Source organism: Kitasatospora sp. NPDC001603 (assembly GCF_040298365.1).
Classification (GTDB): Bacteria; Actinomycetota; Actinomycetes; order Streptomycetales; family Streptomycetaceae; genus Kitasatospora.
This window is the reverse complement of record NZ_JBEPAA010000050.1, coordinates 1-18,365: the sequence shown is the minus strand read 5'-3', so window position 1 is coordinate 18,365 and position 18,365 is coordinate 1. Positions and strand designations below refer to the sequence as shown.

Sequence of the window (18,365 nt, the reverse complement as noted above, 5' to 3'; positions counted from 1 at the left end):
TGTTCAAGTGTTGTACGTGGGATGCCCGACAAGTCCCCTTGCCTATTAGTAAAGTGAACTGTCAAACCTGTTCGGCCACCGGCGAGGCCAGGGACAGCCCGAACCGGCCCTCCTCGTCCGTCCACCAGTGGCTCAGCCGCAGGCCGGCCGCCGCCAGCTCCTCGGCCACCCGCTCCCGGCGGAACTTGGCCGACACCTCGGTGCGCAGCTCCTCGCCCTTCTCGAAGTGGATCGGCAGGTCCAGCGCGGGGATCTTCACGGTCTGCTCCTGCAGCGAGCGCAGCCGCATCTCGATCCACTCCCGCTCCCGGTCCCAGAGCGCCACGTGCTCGAACGCGCTCGGGTCGAAGTCGGCGGACAGCTCCCGGTTCAGCACGTTGAGCACGTTCCGGTTGAACTCCGCCGTCACCCCCGCCGCGTCGTCGTAGGCGGCCACCAGCACCTGCGGGTCCTTGACCAGGTCGGTGCCGAGCAGCAGGAAGTCACCGGGGTCGAGCGCGGCCCGCAGGCGGCGCAGGAAGACCGCCCGCTCGGCGGGGAGCAGGTTGCCGAGGGTGCCGCCGAGGAAGGCGACCAGGCGCGGCCCGCCCTCCGGCGGCAGGCCGAGCCGGGCGGTGAAGTCGGCGAGCACCGCGTGCACGGACAGCCCGGGGAAGTCCAGGGCCAGCGCCTCGCCCGCACCGGTCAGGGCGCTCTCGCTGACGTCCACCGGGACGTAGCTGTCCAGCGTGCCGAGGTCGCGCAGCGCGTTCAGCAGCAGCCTGGTCTTCTCCGAGGAGCCCGAGCCCAGCTCCACCAGCGTGCGGGCCCGGGTGGCGGCGGCGATCTCGCCGGCCCGGGCGGTGAGGATGGCCCGTTCGGCGCGGGTCGGGTAGTACTCGGGCAGCCGGGTGATCTCCTCGAACAGCTCGCTGCCCCGGGCGTCGTAGAACCACTTCGGCGGCAGCCACTTGGGATCGGCGGTCAGCCCCTCGCGCACGTCGTGCCGCAGCGCGGTGCTGAAGTGGTCGGCGGGCAGCAGTCGGGTGAGATCAAAGATGCTCATGACAGATGGATCCTCTGTTCAAAAAGTGAAGGTGAGAGGAGCGAGGGAGATTTCAGAGCGGGCGGACCACGACACCGTCCGGGCCGGCCAGCAGCAGCGAGCGGTCCGGGACGACGGTCCAGTCCGGGTGGTCGTCGTAGGGCTCGGAGGCCACCAGGACGCCCGCACCCGGCAGGCTCCGGTGGTGCAACGTGTCGCCCCAGGCGGTGGCGGCGATCGCCCGGCCGTCGGTCAGCAGCAGGTTGAGCCGGCCGGTGGTGTGCGCGGTCACGTCCGCGACGGCGCCGGCCAGGGCATCGCCGAGGCCCGCGCCCGCGCGCAGCCGGTGCAGCGCGAGGCCCCAGAGCAGCGCCGAGTCCGTCCGGGCCGGCAGCTCCAGCAGCTCGGCCGGGGAGAGCCGCCCGGCCGGCGCGTCCAGCTTGTCCGGCCAGCCGGCCACCGCGCCGTTGTGGCTGAACAGCCAGGGCCCGGCGGCGAACGGCGCGGCCGCGTCCTCGCCCGCCGCGCAGCCCTCGGTGGCCGAGCGGACGGCCGCCACCAGCGCCCGGGTGCGGATCACCCGGGCGAGGTCGGCGAAGGAGGCGTCCGCCCAGATCGGTCCCGCCCGCCGGTAGCGGGCCGGGGTCGGGTCGCCGTCCGCGTACCAGCCGAGGCCGAAGCCGTCGGCGTTGACCGTGCCGTACTGCTGCGCCCGGGGGGCCCAGGACTGCCGGTAGAGCCCGAACGGCGGCTCCACCAGCAGCTCCCCGGGCGTCACCGGTGCGCCGAGGTAGGCGAGGTGGCGGCACATCAGCCGGCCGCCACGTCGGCCGCGGTGCGGAACCCGGCGAAGATCTGCCGCCGGACCGGGTAGTCCCAGTTGCGGAACGTGCCGCGGCAGGCCACCGGCGCGACCGCGAAGCAGCCGCCGCGCAGCACCTTGTACTCGGGCCCGAAGAAGACCTCCGAGTACTCCCGGTACGGCCAGGCCCGGAAGCCGGGGTAGGGGTGGAGGTCACTGGCCGTCCACTCCCACACGTCGCCCATCAACTGCCGTACGCCGTAGGGGGACTCGCCGGCCGGGTAGCTGCCGGCCGGGGCCGGGCGCAGATGGCGCTGGCCGAGGTTGGCGTGCTCCGGGGCGGGCGGGCCGTCGCCCCACGGGTAGCGGCGGGAGCGGTCGGTGGCCGGGTCGTGCCGGGCGGCCTTCTCCCACTCCGCCTCGGTCGGCAGCCGCCGCCCCGCCCAGCGGGCGTAGGCGTCCGCCTCGTACCAGCTGACGTGCAGCACCGGCTCGTCCTCGGGGACGGGCTCGACCGTGCCGAAACGGCGCCGCAGCCACTGGGTGCCCTCGCGGTGCCAGAACAGCGGGGCGGTCAGCCCGGCCCGCTGCCGGTGCTCCCAGCCCTCGGCCGTCCACCAGCGCGGGTCGTCGTAGCCGCCGTCGGCGATGAACCGCAGATAGGCGCCGTTGGTGACCGGCGTGGTGTCCAGCCGGAAGGCCGGCAGGTCGATCCGGTGCGCCGGGCGCTCGTTGTCCAGCGCCCACGGCTCGGTGTCCGTCCCCATGGTGAACGGGCCCGCGGGGACGAGCACGTCGGCGGGCAGCGCCGCCGCGTCCGCCGGTGCGGGCGGCGGCGGGGGAGCGGCCAGCGCGGGCTCGCCGCGGCGCAGCTGGTGGGTGACCAGCATGGTCTCGTCGTGCTGCTGCTCGTGCTGGGCGATCATGCCGAAGGCGAAGCCGGCGTCGAGCAGCGGAGCGCCCTCCAGCGGGCTGGCCTCCAGCAGGTCGAGCACCCGGCCGCGGACTTCGTGCGCGTAGGCGCGCGCCTCGGCCGGCGGCAGCAGCGGCAGGCTGGGGCGTTCGGCGCGCGGGTGCTCGAAGGCGTCGTAGAGCGGGTCGATCTCCGGGCGCATCGGCTCCCGGCCGCCGATGTTGCGCAGCAGCCAGAGCTCCTCCTGGTTGCCGATGTGCGCGAGGTCCCAGACCAGCGGGGACATCAGCGGGGAGTGCTGGGCGGTGAGGTCGTGGTCCTCGACGCAGTCGGTCAGCGCGGCGGTGCGGGTCCGGGCGGCCAGCAGCTCGGTGGCGATCGCCTCGCGCAGGGCCGCCGGGGGAAGGCCCTCGGGGGACGGGCCGGCCGGCGGGGCGGGGGAGGCCGCGGGCGGAGACCCGGGGCCGGTCGCCCCGGTGGTGCGGGAGCCGGTCGGGCGGGCGTCGTCGATCATGGTGCGGCCTCCTCCGGGGGAGTGCGTCGGGTGCCGGAGCGCAGGGCGTCCAGCTGGTCGTCGGCCGGGCAGCGGCCGCGCGCGGGGTAGCGCTCGGCGAACTCGGCGACGGCGGTGCGCAGTCGCTCGGCGCCGGGCAGGCGTCCCAGCGCGGCGTCGGCGGCGGCGAAGCAGGCGAGGGTGGCGCGGCGCAGCGCGGGATCGGCGACCGCCAGGGTGGCGGCCCGGCGCCAGGCGTCGCTGCGCGGCGGGAGCGGCCCGGTGGCGCTCTCCAGCGGCTCCAGCGCGGCCAGCGCCGCGTCGGCGGCCTTCGGGTCGTCCAGCAGCGCGGTCACCAGGGCCGCGGGGACGATCCAGCCGTCGCCCGGCTGGGCGTCGATCATCCGCAGCTCCAGGTGGCCGTGCGGGCGGACCGGCGGGAACAGCGTGGTGCGGTGGTAGTCCAGATCGGCGAGGGTCGGCGGGCGTTCGCCGCCGCCGCGCAGCCAGTCGAGGAAGGTCAGGCCGGCCGGCGCCGTCCACGGCAGGCCGTCGGGGCGGCGGATGCAGAGCACCTCGGCGTCCAGCACGTACCTGGTCCAGGCCTCGCGCGGATCGCCGTGGTCGGGCGCCGGGGCGAGCGTGCGGGTGGGGTCCATCCGGGACCAGACGATCTGCCGGGTGGACCGGTGCCCGGTGGGCTTCCCGTCCAGCAGGGGGGAGTTCGCGAAGGCGGCGACCAGGACCGGACCGAGCTGGTGGGTCAGGCGCCAGCGCCGGTCGAGCGCGTGCGGGCCGTCGGCGGCCCCCGCGTCCAGGCAGACCTGCACGGAGGCGGTGCCGGTCATCATGATCCGGCCCCAGGGCCCGGCCGAGTCGAAGAACCGTTCCATCGCGAGATAGCGCGGGTGGTCCAGCACCATCGTGCGGGGGCGGGCCAGGGGGTCGGTACCGGTGCCGGTGAGCCGCAGACCCTGGGCCGCGAAGGCGGCCCGCAGGGTGGCGAGATCACGGCGGGTGTCGTCGACGCAGGCGACGATGCCGTCGGCGGGCGGGGAGCTGAGCTCGACCTGTCCACCGGGTTCGAGGGTGAGGCGGGCACCGGACGGCAGGACCGTCCCGTCGGCGCCGCCCAGCGGCAGTGACTCCAGTGCGGCGTGCAGCCGCTCCGGTAGCACGGGGCCGGTCGGACATCGGTCGTCGTGGACGAACCACTCGACCTCCACGCCGACCAGCCGGGGCGGCCCGATCTTGAAGCAGACGCCGGCCATGTGGCGGCGCGCCGTCGACTCGGTGAGCGGGGTGACGCTCCCGGTGGGCGGATCGGTGCCCTGGCGGTCGGTCGGGCTGGTCGGGCTGGTCGGGCGAACGGGTATCACCGGACTCACCATCCTCGGGATCACGATTGCGGCCCGGTCTACCCTGCCCAGTCTGCTACGGACCATGCCGGGGCGCTCCGCAAACATCTGGTGAAGAGATGTCGTCGCAGGTCAGAGGCGGTGCAATCGGGTGATAGCGGGATTTCGGAGCCGTTCCAGCCGGCCCACGGCCGCCGCCAGCGCGGGCTCCGGCAGGGCGTAGTTCAGCCGCAGCGAGCCCTCGCCGCCGGGGCCGAAGTCGGCGCCGTCGGAGGCCTCCAGGCCGCACCGCTCCAGCAGCGCCGCCCGGGCCCCCACGGGTGGCAGGCCGAGCGCGGCGGCGTCCAGCCAGAGCAGGTAGGAGGCCTCCGGCGCGGAGCGGACGGCCTCTCCGAGCACGCCGGTCAGCCGGTCCCGGGCGGCGGCCAGGTGGTCCAGCAGCGCGTCCAGCCACGGGCCGCCGTCGCGCAGCGCCGCCTCCTGCACCACCTGCTCCAGCAGCCCGCCCTCCCACAGGCCGTACCCCGCCATCACCCCGGTGAGCCGCTCGCGCAGCGCCGCGTCCGGCACGAGCGCGAAGCAGCTGGGGATGCCGGAGGTGTTGAAGGTCTTGCCGACCGAGTTGAGGGTGACGGTCCGCTCCCGGTAGGGGCCCGCGACCGCGACGGCCACCGGGTGGCGGTGGCCCGGGTGGGTGAGGTCGCCGTGCACCTCGTCCGAGAGCAGTACCCCGCCGCCCCGGGCCGCCGCCTCGGCCAGGGCGCGGACCTCCGCGGCGGTCCAGACCCGGCCGGACGGGTTGTGCGGGCTGCTCAGCAGCACCGCCCCGGCCCGGTGCCCGGCGAAGGCGTCCAGCGGCAGCCGGTAGCCGGCGGCGTCCCGGGCCAGCGGCAGCTCCCGGTGGGCCAGTCCGGCGGCCCGGCAGACCTGGGCGAAGCCGCCCCACTCCGGCGCCGGGAACAGCACCGGCCCGGTCGGTCGCACCGCCTCCAGCAGCAGCCGGACGGCGGTGCGCGGTCCGAACGGCAGCAGCAGCACCCACGCCGGGTCGATCTCCACCCCGTGCCGGTCCCGGTACCAGCGGGCCACCAGCTCCCGGCCGGCCGGGTCGCACACCGTGTACCCGTACGCCGGGTGCCGCGCGCGCCGGCCCAGCGCCGCCGCGACGGCCGGCGGGCCGGGCAGGTCCATGTCGGCCAGCCCCATCGCGATCACGCCGGCCGCGCCGGCCGTCCGCGCCCACTTGCTGCTCCCGGTACCGGTCCGGTCGAAGGCCCGCCCGAAGAGCCGGTCGGGGGAGTGGCCCGGGGTGTGGCCGGGGTCGTCCGACGGGGTCGTCATGGCGGGCGCCTCCCGGGCGGCGGTGGGGGTCGGTCCCGGGCCACGCTAACCGCCCGGGCGGGCCGGGTCACCAGGGCGCGGGCGGGCCGCCGCCGGCACCGGCCCGCGTCCCGAGGAGCGGTCGGCAGGGGCGCGGCCGCCCGGCGGGGCCCTACGCTGCGGGACGGCTGCGACCGGGGACGCACGGGGAGACCCGGAAAGGGCGGGACCGATGGGACTGGTGGGACTGCGAGGACGGGCGGGCCGGGCGGCGCCCCCGGCGGCGGACCGGGGCGGGCCGGACGACGAGGTCACGCTGTTCGTGGCCCGGCGGGTCGAGCCCGGCCACGAGGAGGCGTTCGAGCGGTGGGCGAAGGGGATCCTCGCCGCGGCCGCCGGGCACGAGGGCAACCTCGGCACCGGGCTGCTGCGCCCGGCCGGGCCGGACGACCCCTGGCACCTGCTGCTGCACTTCCGTGACGGCGGGGCGTTCCGTTCCTGGCAGGCCTCGCCGGCCCGGGCGGCCTGCTTCGCCGCGGCGGACGGGCACCACCACGAGGTGCACCGGCACGAGATCCTCGGCATGGAGGGCTGGTTCGCCACCACCCGGTCGGCGGCGAAGGGCCGCCCGCCGGTGCGCTGGCGGATGGCGGTCGCCTCCACGGTGGCGATCGCGCCGCTCACCGTCACCTCCGGGCTGCTGCTCACCCCGCATCTGGCCGGCCTGCCGGTGGCGGTCCGCGCCCTGGTCACCGCACCGCTGATCAGCGCGCTGATGACGTACGCGGCCCTGCCGGTGGTCACCCGGCTGCTGCGCGGCTGGCTGTTCGGCCGCACCGACCGGGTCTAGGTGTCACGCCGGGCGGTCGGCCGGTGCGCCGCCCGGCCGGCCGCCCGGGTCCCGGCGGGCCAGGTGGGCGGCCAGGCCGCGGCGGCCGCGGCGCATCATGACGGCGTGGTTGGCGCGGAACACCGGGTGCAGCGGCACGGCGAGGCGCCGGAGCAGCGGGCGCCCGGGCCGGGCGTCCTCCTCGAACAGGGCGCGGGCGCCGGTGCCGTCCGCCCCGACCGTCCAGCGGGACCAGCCGACCAGGTCGCCCCGCATCGCGACCTCCAGGACGCCGGCCACCGGGTCGCGCCGCACCACGGTCAGCCCGATCACCAGCCGGTACGGCAGCAGCGCCCGCACCACCGCCTCGCCGTCGTCCGGGCCGAACCGCCGCACCGCGCGGATCTCGGGCCACCAGAGGGGGTAGCCCGGGACGTCCTCCAGCGCGGCGTACACCGCGGCCGGCGGCGCGGCCAGCCGCCACACGTCGCGGAACCGGTAGTGGTTGAGGTCCACGGCCGAACTCTAGGGGGTCCGCCCGGCCCCGGGGGGCGGACCCCCGCTGACCGGTTCCCCGGCCCCGGGGGCGCCCTAGGCGGGCTCGGACAGTTCGAAGGCGGTGTTGACCAGGGCGACGTGGGTGAACGCCTGCGGGGTGTTGCCGAGTTGGCGGCGGGCGCGCGGGTCCCACTGCTCGGAGAGCAGGCCGAGGTCGTTGGCGAGCCCGACCACCCGGGCGAACAGGTCGCGGGCCTCGGCCCGCCGCCCGGTGGCGACGAGCGCGTCGGCGAGCCAGAACGAGCAGGCCAGGAAGGCGCCCTCGCCGCCGGGCAGGCCGTCGGTGTGCCGGTGCGTCCGGTAGCGCAGGACGAGGCCGCCGTGGTCCAGGCCGTCCCGGACGGCGTCCACGGTGCGGACCACGCGCGGGTCGTCCGGCGGCAGGAAGCCGCACTTGACGACGAACAGCGTGGCCGCGTCCAGGCCCTGCCCGCCGTAGTGCTGGACGAAGACGCCGCGCCGCCGGTCGTAGCCGTGCTCGCAGACGTCGGCGTGCACGGCGTCGCGCATCGCCCGCCAGCGGGCCACCGGCGCGGGCAGCCCGGTGGCCTCGGCCATCCGCACCGCGCGGTCGGCGGCGACCCAGGACATCACCTTGGAGTGGACGAAGTGGCGCCGCTCGCCGCGCACCTCCCAGAGGCCCTCGTCGGGTTCGCGCCAGTGCTGCTCCAGGTAGGCCATCAGGGTCCGTAACAGCGTCCAGACGTGCCGCTCCATCGGCAGGCCGGCCAGCAGCGCCAGGTGCAGGGTGTCCACCACCTCGCCGTAGACGTCGAGTTGGAGCTGGTCGACGGCGGCGTTGCCGAACCGGACCGGCCGGGAGCCCTCGTAGCCGGGCAGCCAGTCGGCGGAGATCTCGCCGAGGACGCGCTCCCCGGCGACGCCGTAGACGGTCTGCAGGTCGCCCGGGTCGCCGGCGATGGCGCGCAGCAGCCAGCGGCGCCAGGCGGCGGCCTCGTCGCGGAAGCCGCCGCGGAGCAGCGCCGAGAGCGTCATCGAGGAGTCGCGCAGCCAGCAGAAGCGGTAGTCCCAGTTGCGGGTGCCGCCGATCCGCTCGGGCAGTGCGGCGGTGGGCGCGGCGACGATCCCGCCGGTGGGCGCGTAGGCGAGTGCCTTGAGGGTGAGCAGCGAGCGCAGCACGGCCTCCCGCCACTCGCCCCGGTAGCGGCAGCCGGCCGCCCAGTGCTGCCAGTCGCGCAGCGTGGCGAGCAGGGCCTCCTCCGGGTCGGTGCGCGGGGAGGTGGGCAGGTGGGAGGGCTGCCAGGTGAGGACGAAGGGCACCCGGCTGCCGGCGGTGACGGTGAAGTCGGAGACGGTGACGCCGTCCACCCCGTAGGTGTGGACCTCGGGCGGCACCCGCAGCCAGGCGGAGTCGGGCCCGGCGACGGCGACCCGGTGCCGGCCGGTGCGGCGCACCCACGGCTCGATCCGGCCGTAGTTGAACCGCAGCCGCAGCTCGCCGCGGACCGGGACGCTGCCCTCGACGCCCTCCACGATCCGGATCAGCTGCGGGGAGCGCTGCCCGCCCCGGCCGCGCTGGGGCATGAAGTCGGTCACCCGGACGGTGCCGTCGGCGGTGTGCCAGTCGCTCTCCAGGACGAGGCTGTCGCCCCGGTAGCGGCGCGCGGAGCACCGCGCGCCGCCGGCCGGGGCGAGCCGCCAGGCGCCGTGCTGCCGGTCGCCGAGCAGGCCGGCGAAGCAGCTGGGGGAGTCGAACCGGGGTAGGCAGAGCCAGTCGACCGACCCGTCCCGCCCGACCAGCGCGGCGGTCTGCAGGTCGCCGATCAGGGCGTAGTCCTCGATCCGTCCGGCCATCGGGTCCATTCTCCGGCCGGGGCGCGTCCTCGGCAGGACGGGGCGACTCCGCTTGCACGCGTTCGGCGTGCAGAGGAGGATCTTGTGTGCTTGTAGTCTCATCAGAACCAGCAGTCCCACGGGACGACTGGTTCACCGGAACCGGAATGAAGGAGTCCCGAGGATGCGGCGACCGAACTGGGTACCGGAAGGTACGGACCTGGACAAACCGAACGCCGCCCGGGTCTACGACTACTACCTCGGCGGTTCGCATAACTTCGAGGTGGACCGGGAGATGGCCCGCCAGGCGATCGCGCTCTGGCCGGAGCTGCCGCAGATCATGCGCTCCAACCGGGCCTTCCTGCGCCGCGGCGTGCAGTTCGCCGCCGAGCAGGGCATCACCCGCTTCCTGGACATCGGCTCCGGCATCCCGACCTTCGGCACCGTGCACGAGATCGCCCGGGCGATCCGCCCCGAGGCCGAGGTGGTGTACATCGACCGCGACCCGGTCGCCGTCGCGCACAGCCGGCTGCTGCTGGCGGAGGACGAGGGCTGCTCCGTCGTCCAGGCCGACGTCCGGGACATCGACGACCTGCTGGGCCGCCCCGAGGTGACCGCGCTGCTCGCGCCCGCTGAGCCGGTGGCCGTGCTGCTGGTCGCCGTCATGCACTTCGTCAGCGACTCCGAGGATCCGTGGAAGCTGCTGGAGGTGCTGCGCGAGGCGCTCCCGCCGGGCAGCGCGCTGATCCTCTCGCACGCTTCCCTGGAGGGCCGGCCCGACCAGGCCGAGGACCACCAGAAGCTGTACCGGATGACGCCCACCCCGCTGACCATGCGCACCCGCGAGCAGATCACCGCGATGTTCGCGGGGTTCGAGCTGGTCGAGCCCGGTGTGGTCTACCTCCCCGAGTGGCGCCCCGAGCAGCCGGAGGCGGTCGGCCGGCACCCCGAGCGGATGACCGGGATGGCGGGCGTGGGGTTCCGCCGGTGAACGAAGCGCCGGCACCCGGCAGCGCCGATCGGTTCCACGAGGACTGGGCGCGGCTGCTCTCCGGCGACCACGGCACGGCGGTCCACCCCGGCCTGCTCGGCAGGCTGGTCTCCCGGACCGCCGCGCTGCTCCACCGCGCCCAGCTGGGCGAGCCGTTCGACCCGGGGCTGGCCGCCCGGGCGGGCGCCGAACTCGTCGACGCCCACTTCACCGACCCGGTGGTGCTGGCCCGGGCCCTCGAACTGCTCCAGGAGCACCCCGCGGCCGACGACCGCGGGCCCGCGCTCTGCGGGGCCTTCGCGGCCGGCTGGGCGGCCGCCCTGCGCGAGCGGACCCTGCGCGAGCAGGAGGCCATCCGGACCGCCGCCGACAGCGCCCGGCGGGAGGCCGAGCGGGCGCTGCGCGCCTCCGAGGCGCGGTTCCGCGCGCTGTTCGAGAGCGCGGCGATCGGCATCGGCATCGGCGACACCGAGGGCAACATCCTCGCGGTGAACAAGGCGCTCCAGGAGCTGTTCGGGGCCGCGCCGGAGGACATGCGGGGCCGCCGGGTCGGCGACCTCGTGCACCCCGAGGACACCCCCGGCGTCTGGGAGGCGTACGAGGAGCTGATCAGCGGCAAGCGGGACTACTTCCAGGTCGACAAGCCGTACTACCGGCACGACGGCGAGGTGGTCTGGACCCACCTCACGGTCTCGCTGATCCGGGACGACGACGGCCGGCCGCAGTACCAGGTGGCCATGCTGGAGGACATCACCGACCGCTACCGGCTCCAGGAGCGGCTGCGCCACCAGGCCACCCACGACCCGCTGACCGGACTGCCCAACCGGGCCGCCTTCTTCGAGCGGCTGGAGAAGCTCTTCGAGGAGCCGGACCCGGGCGCCCGCTTCGGCCTCTGCTACGTCGACCTCGACGGCTTCAAGGTGGTCAACGACAGCCTCGGCCACGACACCGGTGACCAGCTGCTGGCCGCTGTCGCCGCCCGGCTGAAGGCCGCCCTCACCCCCCTCGGCCACCTGGTGGCCCGCCTCGGCGGCGACGAGTTCGTCGTCCTGCTGGAGAACTGCCGCGGCGAGCAGGAGGCCGTCGCCGCCGCCAAGACGGTGCTGAAGGCGCTCGCCGGGCCGGTCCTGATCGGCGATCACAAGCTCGCCGTCGGGGCCAGCGTGGGCGTGCTGGAGCGGCGCATCTCGACCACCACGCCGGGCGCCGCGGTCCGCGCCGCCGATCTGACGCTATACCGGGCGAAGGAGGCCGGCCGCGGCCGCTGGACGCTCTTCGACCCCAAGGAGAACGCCCGCGCGGTCAGCCGCTACGCGGTCTCGGTCCGGATGCCGGCCGCCCTCGACCGCGGCGAGTTCTTCATCGACTACCAGCCCCTGTACGCGCTGGCCGACGGCCGGCTCGCCGCCGTCGAGGCGCTGGTGCGCTGGCGCCACCCGCAGCTGGGCGTGCTGGGCCCGGACGAGTTCGTCACCACCGCCGAGGAGACCGGCCTGATCATGCCGCTCGGCCGCTGGGTGCTGGAGCAGGCCTGCGGCCAGGCGGCCGACTGGATCAAGCGGTTCGGCGACGACGCGCCCCAGCTGAACGTCAACCTGGCGGTCCGTCAGGCCCGTAGCGCCGCACTGGTGACCGATCTCGGCCGGATCCTCGACTCCACCGGGCTGGACCCGGCCCGGCTCCAGCTGGAGATCACCGAGTCCACCGTGGTCGGCCCGGAGGACGAGGCGCTGCGCACCCTGCACGGGCTGGTCGACCAGGGCGTCTCGCTCGCCGTGGACGACTTCGGCACCGGCTGGTCCAACCTCGCCTACCTGCGTGACCTGCCGGTCTCCGGGCTGAAGATCGCCGGCTCCTTCGTCGGCGACCTGCACGACCCGGCCAAGGACGCGGCCACCGGCTGGCGGATCGTCAGCGGCCTGGTGTCGATGTCGCACGCGCTGGGCCTGACGGTCACGGCCGAAGGCGTGGAGACCCTCCGGGACGCCGAGCGGCTGCGCGGCATCGGCTGCGACTGGGCGCAGGGCTGGCACTTCGGGCGGCCGGTGCGACCGGCCGAGATCGCCCGCCGGATCGCCGAGGAGCCGGGCGGCCGGCCGGTCGGCTGACCGGCCGGCCCGGGCGGGTGCCGCCGGCACCGCCGGACGGACCGGGCGAGCGCCTCGGCCCGACGGGCCAGGTGAAATCCGCCCGGTCGAACCAGGCAAAATCCGGACAAACTACTTGACGTGACGGCGGTCACCTGGGCACGATGAGGCCCTGGCACACCCCGCACTCCGGTGCGGGAAGCACATTCGGCCAGTTCGACAGACCGGCGCCTCGGCGCCCGGGAGCCGGCGGCGCACCCCCGACCGGGCCGCCCTTAGCCGCTCCCCACCGTTTCGGCAGTCCCCCCGGGGACTTCCCTCCGGGGCCCCGCCCCGCGCACCCCGCGTCGCGCACCGGGCCCGCCCCGTCACAGGGGCCGCGCCGTGCCCGGCGCCGCCCGCCGCCTCCTCCCTCCGAGAGGCCGCCCCCGATGAGCACCACCCTGCCCCCCCACGTCGTTCCGTCCCCGGACCACGACGGCCGGCCGCAGCGCCGGGCCGAGGACCGGGCCGCCCCCCGACGGCCGATGCGCCGCGCCGAGGACCGGGCCACGGACCGTCGGCCGATGCGCCGGGCCGGGGACGGCGTCGCCAGTCGGCACAGCGTCACCCTGGTCGTCCCCGCCCAGAACGAGGCCCGCAACATCCCCTGGGTGTTCGAGCAGATCCCGCGCTGCGTGGACGAGGTCATCCTGGTCGACGGCTCCTCCGACGACGCGACCGTCCCGATGGCCCGGCACTGCCTGCCGACCGTCCGCAGCGTCCAGCAGAGCGGGCCCGGCAAGGGCAACGCGCTGCGCACCGGCTTCGCCGCCGCCAGTGGCGAGTACATCGTCATGATGGACGCCGACGGCTCGATGTGGCCCGGCGAGATCCCGCACTTCCTCCACTTCCTCGACCACGGCTTCGACTTCGTCAAGGGCTCCCGGTGCATCGCCGGCGGCGGCTCGCTGGACCTCACCAAGGTCCGCTCCTTCGGGAACCGCGCGCTGCTCGCCGTGGTCAACCGCCTCTACGACGCGAGCCTCACCGACTTGTGCTACGGCTACTGCGCCTTCCGCCGCTCCTTCCTGGACGCGCTCGACCTGCGCTCCTCCGGCTTCGAGATCGAGGCCGAGATGATCGCGCACGCGCTGCGCTCCGGACTGCGGATGGCCGAGGTGCCGAGCCTGGAACTCCCCCGCCGCAGCGGTCGATCCCACCTGCACGCCGTCTCCGACGGCCGCCGGGTGCTGAGGACCCTGATCACCGAGCGTCCCGGCGCCCGGTCCTCGGCGGCAGCCTCCGCGGGGGAGCAACGATGAATGGCTCCGACCGGCGCACCGCAGCTGCCTGCCCGCGCTCCGCCGCCCGCGACTCGCTCTACACCCCCGTCCGCGTCGTCGACCTTGACCTGGACGATCCGAGCGAGCTGCGCTCGCCCGGTGGTCTCGGCACCGCCGACCCGGTCGGCCGCGTGTTGGCGTTGGTGCGGCTGCACGGACACCCGCTCGGCTTGGTCACGGCCACCGGAACAGCGGGCGACAGTGCCGCGCTGCGCCGGGCGCTGGTCGACGTCGCCCACCGGGAACTCCCGGTTCCCGCCCTGTCCACCGCGACACCCGCGGCGCGTCCCGGTCGGGTCGGCCGCGCCCGGGTGCCCGCGGGCCCGGTCACGGTCAGCGTGGTGGTCTGCACGCGCGACCGGACCGAGCAGCTGCGGAGCTGCCTCGACTCGCTCCTGCGGACCGGCTATCCGCACGTGGAGGTCCTGGTGGTCGACAACGCCCCGCGGAGCGACGCCACCGAACGCCTCGTCGCCACGCGGTACCGGGACCGCGTCCGGTACCTGCGCGAGCCGGTGCCGGGCCTGGCCCGGGCCCGCAACCGCGGCCTGGCCGCGGTGCACGGCGAGGTGGTGGCGTTCGCCGACGACGACCTGATCATCGACACCGGCTGGGTCGGCGCGCTGGCCGGGGCGTTCGGCGCGGACGACCGGATCGGCTGCGTCACCGGCCTCGTGCTGCCCGCCGAACTCGACACCCCGGCCCAGGCCGCCCTCGAACAGTACGGCGGCTACTCCCGCGGCTTCGCGGCCCGCGACTGGTCGCTGCGCGACCGCCCGGACGACCCGCTGATGCGGTTCTCGGTCGGCCGGTTCGGCTCCGGGGCGAACATGGCCTTCCGGACCGCCCTGCTGCGCGGCATCGGCGGCTTCGACCCGGCGACCGGCGCCGGTACGCCCGCCCGCGGCGGCGAGGAACTGCTGGCCTTCTTCCAGATGCTCGACGCCGGCCACACCGTCGCCTACCAGCCGGACGCCATCGTCTGGCACCGCCACCCGCGCACCGGCGACGCGCTGACCCGGCAGGTCTTCAACTTCGGCGTCGGCTTCGGCGCCTACCTGACCGCCGCCGTCGCCCACCGGCCCGGGCTGCTCACCACGCTCGTCCGGCGCGTCCCCTCCGGTCTGCGCCGCTGGCAGCGGGTGCGCCGGCACCGGGCCCGCTGCGGCCCGGCCGAGGGCGAGGCCGCGCTGCTGCGGCTGGGGCGCCGCGAGTTCCGCGGGCTGCTGGTCGGGCCGTTCGGCTATCTGATCAGCGTGTGGCGCCAGCGGAGCCTGCGCACCGGAGGTGCGTCATGACCACCGTCCTGCGGGCGCCCGCCCAGGTGGTGGAACTCGATCTCGACCGGCCCGGTGGGCCGTGGCGGCCCGGCTTCACGGCCCCGGTCCGCCCGCAGGGGCCCGTGGTGGCCCTGGTCCGCCGGGCCGGCCGACCGCTCGGCCTGGTCGCCGTCGACGCCGACCGGCCAGGTCCCGACGGTGGCGCGGGCCCGGACGCCGGCCCGGACGCCGGGCGGCTGCGCCGCCGGCTCGTCGAGGCGGCCGAACGCCACCTCGACACCGGGCCGGCGGCCCCCGCCCCGCCGCCCCCCGGCGCCCGCGCACCCCTGGTCAGCGTCATCGTCTGCACCCGCGGGCGGCCCACCCTGCTCGGCGACAGCCTGAGCGCACTGCTGCGCACCGACTACCCGGCCACCGAGTTCCTGGTGGTCGACAACGCCCCCGAGGACGACGCCACCGAACGCCTGATCCGCACGCTCGGGCCGGACCGGCTGCGGTACCTGCGCGAGCCGGTGCCGGGCCTGGCCCGGGCCCGCAACCGCGGCCTGTCCGGCGCCCGGGGCGAGTACGTGGCCTTCACCGACGACGACGCGCTGGCCGACCCCGGCTGGGTGAGCGCCCTCGCCGGGGCCTTCCGGGCCGACCCCCGGGTCTCCTGCGTCACCGGTCTCGTGGTGCCCGCCGAACTCGACACCGAGGCCCAGGCCGTCTTCGAGCGGTACTGCGGCTTCGGCAAGGGCTTCGCCCCCCGGGACTGGTCGACGCGCACGGCCGGCCGCGACCCGCTCTTCCCCTTCGCCGCCGGCCGCTTCGGCACCGGCGCCAACATGGCCTTCCGCACCACCGTGATCCGCGACCTCGGCGGCTTCGACCCGGCGACCGGCGCCGGTACGCCGACCCGCGGCGGCGAGGACCTGCTCGCCTTCCTGCGCGTCCTGGTCGCCGGTCACACCCTCGCGTACCGGCCGGACGCCGTCGTCTGGCACCGCCACCGGCGCACCATGGCCGAGCTGGACGCCCAGATCCAGGGCTTCGGCACCGGCCTCGGCGCCTATCTGACCGCCGCCGTCTCGCAGCGCCCCGGCCTGCTGGCCGAGCTGCTGCGCCGCCTCCCGGCCGGCACCCGGTACGCCCTGCGCCGGGCCGTCGCGCCCGCCCCGGCCGGCCCCGGGCGGGGCGGGCGCGACGGCGATCCGGGACTGGCCCGGCTCGGCCGGCTCGAACTGCGCGGCCTGCTGCGCGGACCGTTCAGCTACCTGGTCAGCCGGCGGCAGGACCGCCGGTTCCGGGCGGAGGACTGGTCGTGATGCAGTCGCTCAGCACGCGTTCGGCCGCGCCCGCCCGGCCCTGCTCCTGCCCGCGCCCGCTGCCCTGCCAGTGCTCCTACCGCGACCTGCTGCGGGCCCGCGCCCGGGCCGGCCGGGCCCGGCTGGCCGGGGAACCGCTGCTGCGCAACGGCCACATCCTGCTGGCGAGTTCGATGGTGGCGGCCGCGCTCGGCGCGATCTTCTGGCTGTTCGCCACCCGCTGGTACAGCGCCGAGACGGTCGGCCTCAGCTACGCCGCCGTCTCCGCCGCCGGGCTGCTCTCCGCGGTCGGCCGGTTCAACCTCAGCAGCGTCCTGGTGCGCTTCATCCCCGGCGCCGGGCAGCACACCCGGCGGCTGGTGGCCCGCTGCTACGCGGCGAGCATCGCCGCCAGCGCGTTCGCCGCGGTGCTCTTCCTGCTGCTGATCCCGTGGATCTCCCCGAGCCTCGGCTACCTGCGGCAGCCGGTGGTGGCGGTCGCCTTCGTGGTGGTCACGGCCGGCTACTCGCTCTTCGTCCTCCAGGACGGCGCGCTGACCGGACTGCGGCGCACCGGCTGGGTGCTCGGCGAGAACGCGCTGTTCGCCCTGGCGAAGGCGGGCGCGCTGGCGGTCTGCGCGGTCCTCGCGGTCGGCACCGGGATCCTGGTCTCCTGGGCGGCGGCCTTGCTCATCACCGTCCTGCTCACCAACGTCGTGCTCTTCCGCCGGGCGATCCCGGCCCACCAGCGGGCGGCCGGCGCCACCGCGTCCGCCCCGCCGCGGGTGGCCGGCTACGCCGTCGCGGACTACCTGGGCAACATCTCCGGCATCGCCGCCTGCAGCGTCGTACCGCTCATGGTGCTTGCCGTGCTCGGCGCGGAGCAGAACGCCTACTACTCGCTCGCCTGGGTGATCGCCGACAGCCTCTACATGGCCGCCTACAGCATGGGCAGCTCGCTGGTGGTCGAGGCCGCCCGGGCACCCGAACGGCTCGCCGAACACGCCCGCCGGATGATGTGGCACACCGGACTGCTCGTCCTCGCGGCGGTGGCCGTGATCGTGGCCTTCGCCCCCTGGATGCTGCGCCTGTTCGGGCCCGGCTACGCCGAGCACGGCACCACCGTGCTGCGGCTGATGGCCCTCTCCGCCCTGCCCACCGTCGTGCTGAGCCTGGCCACCGACGTCGCCCGGGTGCGCCGCGCCCTGGGCTGGATGATCGGGCTCCAACTCGTCTACGCCGTCCTCGTGATCGCGCTCGTCGCCGGACTGCTGCCCGTGTTCGGCCTCACCGGGGTCGGGCTGGCGTGGCTGCTCGCCGCGACGGTCCTCGCCCTCCCGCTGCTGGTCGCCCTCCCGCGCTGGCTGCCGTCGTCCGATCGGAGATCGTGATGAACACCGTGCCGAACGCCGGACCCGTCACCGCACCGGGCCCCGGGCCCACCCTGTCCGTCGTCGTCTGCAGTTACACCCTCGACCGCTGGGACGACCTGTGCGCCGCCCTCGACTCGATCCGCGCCCAGCGCCGGCAGCCCGACGAGACCGTCGTGGTGGTCGACCACTGCCCCGCCCTGACGGCCCGGCTGGCCGCCCGCCCCGGCCTGCGGCTGGTCGAGAGCCCCGAACGCCCGGGCGTCTCCGGCGCCCGCAACACCGGGGTCACGCTCGCCCGCGGCGAGGTGGTCGCCTTCCTGGACGACGACGCGGTGGCCGAACCCGACTGGACCGAACGGCTGCTGGCCGGCTTCCGCGACCCGCGGGTGCTCGGCGTCGGCGGCCGGGTCGACTCCTGGTGGGAGACCGGCCGGCCCGGCTGGTTCCCGCCCGAGTACGACTGGGTGGTCGGCTGCTCCTACCCCGGGGCCGCCGGGAGCACCGGCACGGTGCGCAACTTCATCGGCGCCAACATGTCCTTCCGCCGGGCCGCGGTGGTCGCCGCCGGCGGCTTCCGCGGCGACCTCGGCCGGATCGGCACCAGCCCGTTCGGCTGCGAGGAGACCGAGCTCTGCCTGCGGCTCACCGCCCGGCACCCCGGCACCGAGCTGCGCTACGAGCCCGCCGCCGTCGTCCGCCAGCACGTCCCGCCGGCCCGCACCACCTGGCGCTACTTCAGCTCCCGCTGCTACGCGGAAGGCCGCTCCAAGGCCGTCGTCGCCCGCTACGCGGGCAGCCGGTCGGCGCTGTCCACCGAGCGCCGCTACGTGCGCCGCACGCTGCCCGCCGCGATCCTCCGCGCGCTGGGCCGGCGGCGGCTGCGCTCCTGATCGCCGGCTCCGTCCTGGTGCTGCTCTGCGGCTGGATGGTCT

15 protein-coding genes are annotated in these 18,365 nt (G+C 75.8%); 8 read left to right on the top strand and 7 right to left on the bottom strand.

The features are described 5' to 3' along the window. Positions 1-61: 61 nt before the first annotated feature. The 5 genes from egtD to ABT263_RS26865 form a co-directional block, all read right to left on the bottom strand. Positions 62-1,045 (bottom strand): L-histidine N(alpha)-methyltransferase, encoded by a 984-nt coding sequence (egtD, locus tag ABT263_RS26885; protein WP_352294132.1) that lies wholly within the window; start codon positions 1,043-1,045, stop codon positions 62-64. A gap of 52 nt (positions 1,046-1,097) precedes the next feature. Beyond that, positions 1,098-1,835 carry an ergothioneine biosynthesis protein EgtC gene (gene egtC / locus ABT263_RS26880; RefSeq protein WP_352294130.1) on the bottom strand — a complete coding sequence of 246 codons (738 nt, stop codon included), beginning with the start codon at positions 1,833-1,835 and terminating at the stop codon, positions 1,098-1,100. Next, entirely contained in the window at positions 1,835-3,253 is a 1,419-nt protein-coding gene (egtB, locus tag ABT263_RS26875; protein WP_352294128.1) for an ergothioneine biosynthesis protein EgtB, read from the bottom strand. Before egtB ends, egtC begins: the two co-directional genes overlap by 1 nt. Beyond that, entirely contained in the window at positions 3,250-4,611 is a 1,362-nt protein-coding gene (gene egtA, locus ABT263_RS26870; RefSeq protein ID WP_352294126.1) for an ergothioneine biosynthesis glutamate--cysteine ligase EgtA, read from the bottom strand. The genes egtB and egtA overlap by 4 nt, the downstream gene beginning before the upstream one ends. A gap of 111 nt (positions 4,612-4,722) precedes the next feature. Further along, positions 4,723-5,931, bottom strand: a complete 1,209-nt coding sequence (locus ABT263_RS26865) for a MalY/PatB family protein (RefSeq protein WP_352294124.1) — start codon at positions 5,929-5,931, stop codon at positions 4,723-4,725. 211 nt (positions 5,932-6,142) lie between these two features. Between ABT263_RS26865 and ABT263_RS26860 the strand changes: the two genes are divergently transcribed. Further along, positions 6,143-6,760, top strand: coding sequence for an antibiotic biosynthesis monooxygenase (locus tag ABT263_RS26860; protein ID WP_352294122.1), 618 nt, complete (start codon positions 6,143-6,145; stop codon positions 6,758-6,760). Positions 6,761-6,763: 3 nt separating this feature from the next. On the opposite strand, the gene ABT263_RS26855 is transcribed toward ABT263_RS26860, so the two are convergent. Both ABT263_RS26855 and ABT263_RS26850 read right to left on the bottom strand, forming a co-directional pair. Next, a complete protein-coding gene (locus ABT263_RS26855; RefSeq protein WP_352294120.1) occupies positions 6,764-7,255 on the bottom strand; it encodes an SRPBCC family protein in 492 nt (163 codons plus the stop codon). Positions 7,256-7,330: 75 nt separating this feature from the next. Continuing rightward, positions 7,331-9,112: a glycoside hydrolase family 15 protein gene (locus tag ABT263_RS26850; RefSeq protein WP_329490670.1), complete on the bottom strand. Its 1,782-nt coding sequence runs from the start codon at positions 9,110-9,112 to the stop codon at positions 7,331-7,333. Positions 9,113-9,275: 163 nt separating this feature from the next. On the opposite strand from ABT263_RS26850, the gene ABT263_RS26845 reads away from it, so the two are divergent. The 7 genes from ABT263_RS26845 (at position 9,276) to ABT263_RS26815 (ending at position 18,323) form a co-directional block, all read left to right on the top strand. Further along, entirely contained in the window at positions 9,276-10,082 is an 807-nt protein-coding gene (locus ABT263_RS26845; RefSeq protein ID WP_352294118.1) for an SAM-dependent methyltransferase, read from the top strand. Next, a complete protein-coding gene (locus ABT263_RS26840) occupies positions 10,079-12,190 on the top strand; it encodes a putative bifunctional diguanylate cyclase/phosphodiesterase (RefSeq protein ID WP_329490672.1) in 2,112 nt (703 codons plus the stop codon). Before ABT263_RS26845 ends, ABT263_RS26840 begins: the two co-directional genes overlap by 4 nt. Before the next feature lie 410 nt (positions 12,191-12,600). Next, positions 12,601-13,473 (top strand): glycosyltransferase family 2 protein, encoded by an 873-nt coding sequence (locus ABT263_RS26835; RefSeq protein WP_352294116.1) that lies wholly within the window; start codon positions 12,601-12,603, stop codon positions 13,471-13,473. Beyond that, positions 13,470-14,792, top strand: coding sequence for a glycosyltransferase family 2 protein (locus tag ABT263_RS26830; RefSeq protein ID WP_352294114.1), 1,323 nt, complete (start codon positions 13,470-13,472; stop codon positions 14,790-14,792). The genes ABT263_RS26835 and ABT263_RS26830 overlap by 4 nt, the downstream gene beginning before the upstream one ends. Further along, positions 14,789-16,081 (top strand): glycosyltransferase family 2 protein, encoded by a 1,293-nt coding sequence (locus ABT263_RS26825; protein WP_352294112.1) that lies wholly within the window; start codon positions 14,789-14,791, stop codon positions 16,079-16,081. Before ABT263_RS26830 ends, ABT263_RS26825 begins: the two co-directional genes overlap by 4 nt. Beyond that, positions 16,081-17,451 carry a lipopolysaccharide biosynthesis protein gene (locus tag ABT263_RS26820; RefSeq protein WP_352294110.1) on the top strand — a complete coding sequence of 457 codons (1,371 nt, stop codon included), beginning with the start codon at positions 16,081-16,083 and terminating at the stop codon, positions 17,449-17,451. The genes ABT263_RS26825 and ABT263_RS26820 overlap by 1 nt, the downstream gene beginning before the upstream one ends. Continuing rightward, entirely contained in the window at positions 17,451-18,323 is an 873-nt protein-coding gene (locus tag ABT263_RS26815) for a glycosyltransferase family 2 protein (protein ID WP_352294108.1), read from the top strand. The genes ABT263_RS26820 and ABT263_RS26815 overlap by 1 nt, the downstream gene beginning before the upstream one ends. Positions 18,324-18,365 lie beyond the last annotated feature (42 nt).

Coding starts and splice junctions, on each gene's coding strand:
- ABT263_RS26845 (WP_352294118.1), top strand. CDS start 9,276: ATGCGGCGACCGAACTGGGTACCGGAAGGTACGGACCTGGACAAACCG.
- ABT263_RS26865 (WP_352294124.1), bottom strand. CDS start 5,931: ATGACGACCCCGTCGGACGACCCCGGCCACACCCCGGGCCACTCCCCC.
- ABT263_RS26835 (WP_352294116.1), top strand. CDS start 12,601: ATGAGCACCACCCTGCCCCCCCACGTCGTTCCGTCCCCGGACCACGAC.
- ABT263_RS26860 (WP_352294122.1), top strand. CDS start 6,143: ATGGGACTGGTGGGACTGCGAGGACGGGCGGGCCGGGCGGCGCCCCCG.
- ABT263_RS26830 (WP_352294114.1), top strand. CDS start 13,470: ATGAATGGCTCCGACCGGCGCACCGCAGCTGCCTGCCCGCGCTCCGCC.
- ABT263_RS26820 (WP_352294110.1), top strand. CDS start 16,081: ATGCAGTCGCTCAGCACGCGTTCGGCCGCGCCCGCCCGGCCCTGCTCC.
- ABT263_RS26815 (WP_352294108.1), top strand. CDS start 17,451: ATGAACACCGTGCCGAACGCCGGACCCGTCACCGCACCGGGCCCCGGG.
- egtD (WP_352294132.1), bottom strand. CDS start 1,045: ATGAGCATCTTTGATCTCACCCGACTGCTGCCCGCCGACCACTTCAGC.
- ABT263_RS26825 (WP_352294112.1), top strand. CDS start 14,789: ATGACCACCGTCCTGCGGGCGCCCGCCCAGGTGGTGGAACTCGATCTC.
- egtC (WP_352294130.1), bottom strand. CDS start 1,835: ATGTGCCGCCACCTCGCCTACCTCGGCGCACCGGTGACGCCCGGGGAG.
- ABT263_RS26850 (WP_329490670.1), bottom strand. CDS start 9,112: ATGGCCGGACGGATCGAGGACTACGCCCTGATCGGCGACCTGCAGACC.
- egtB (WP_352294128.1), bottom strand. CDS start 3,253: ATGATCGACGACGCCCGCCCGACCGGCTCCCGCACCACCGGGGCGACC.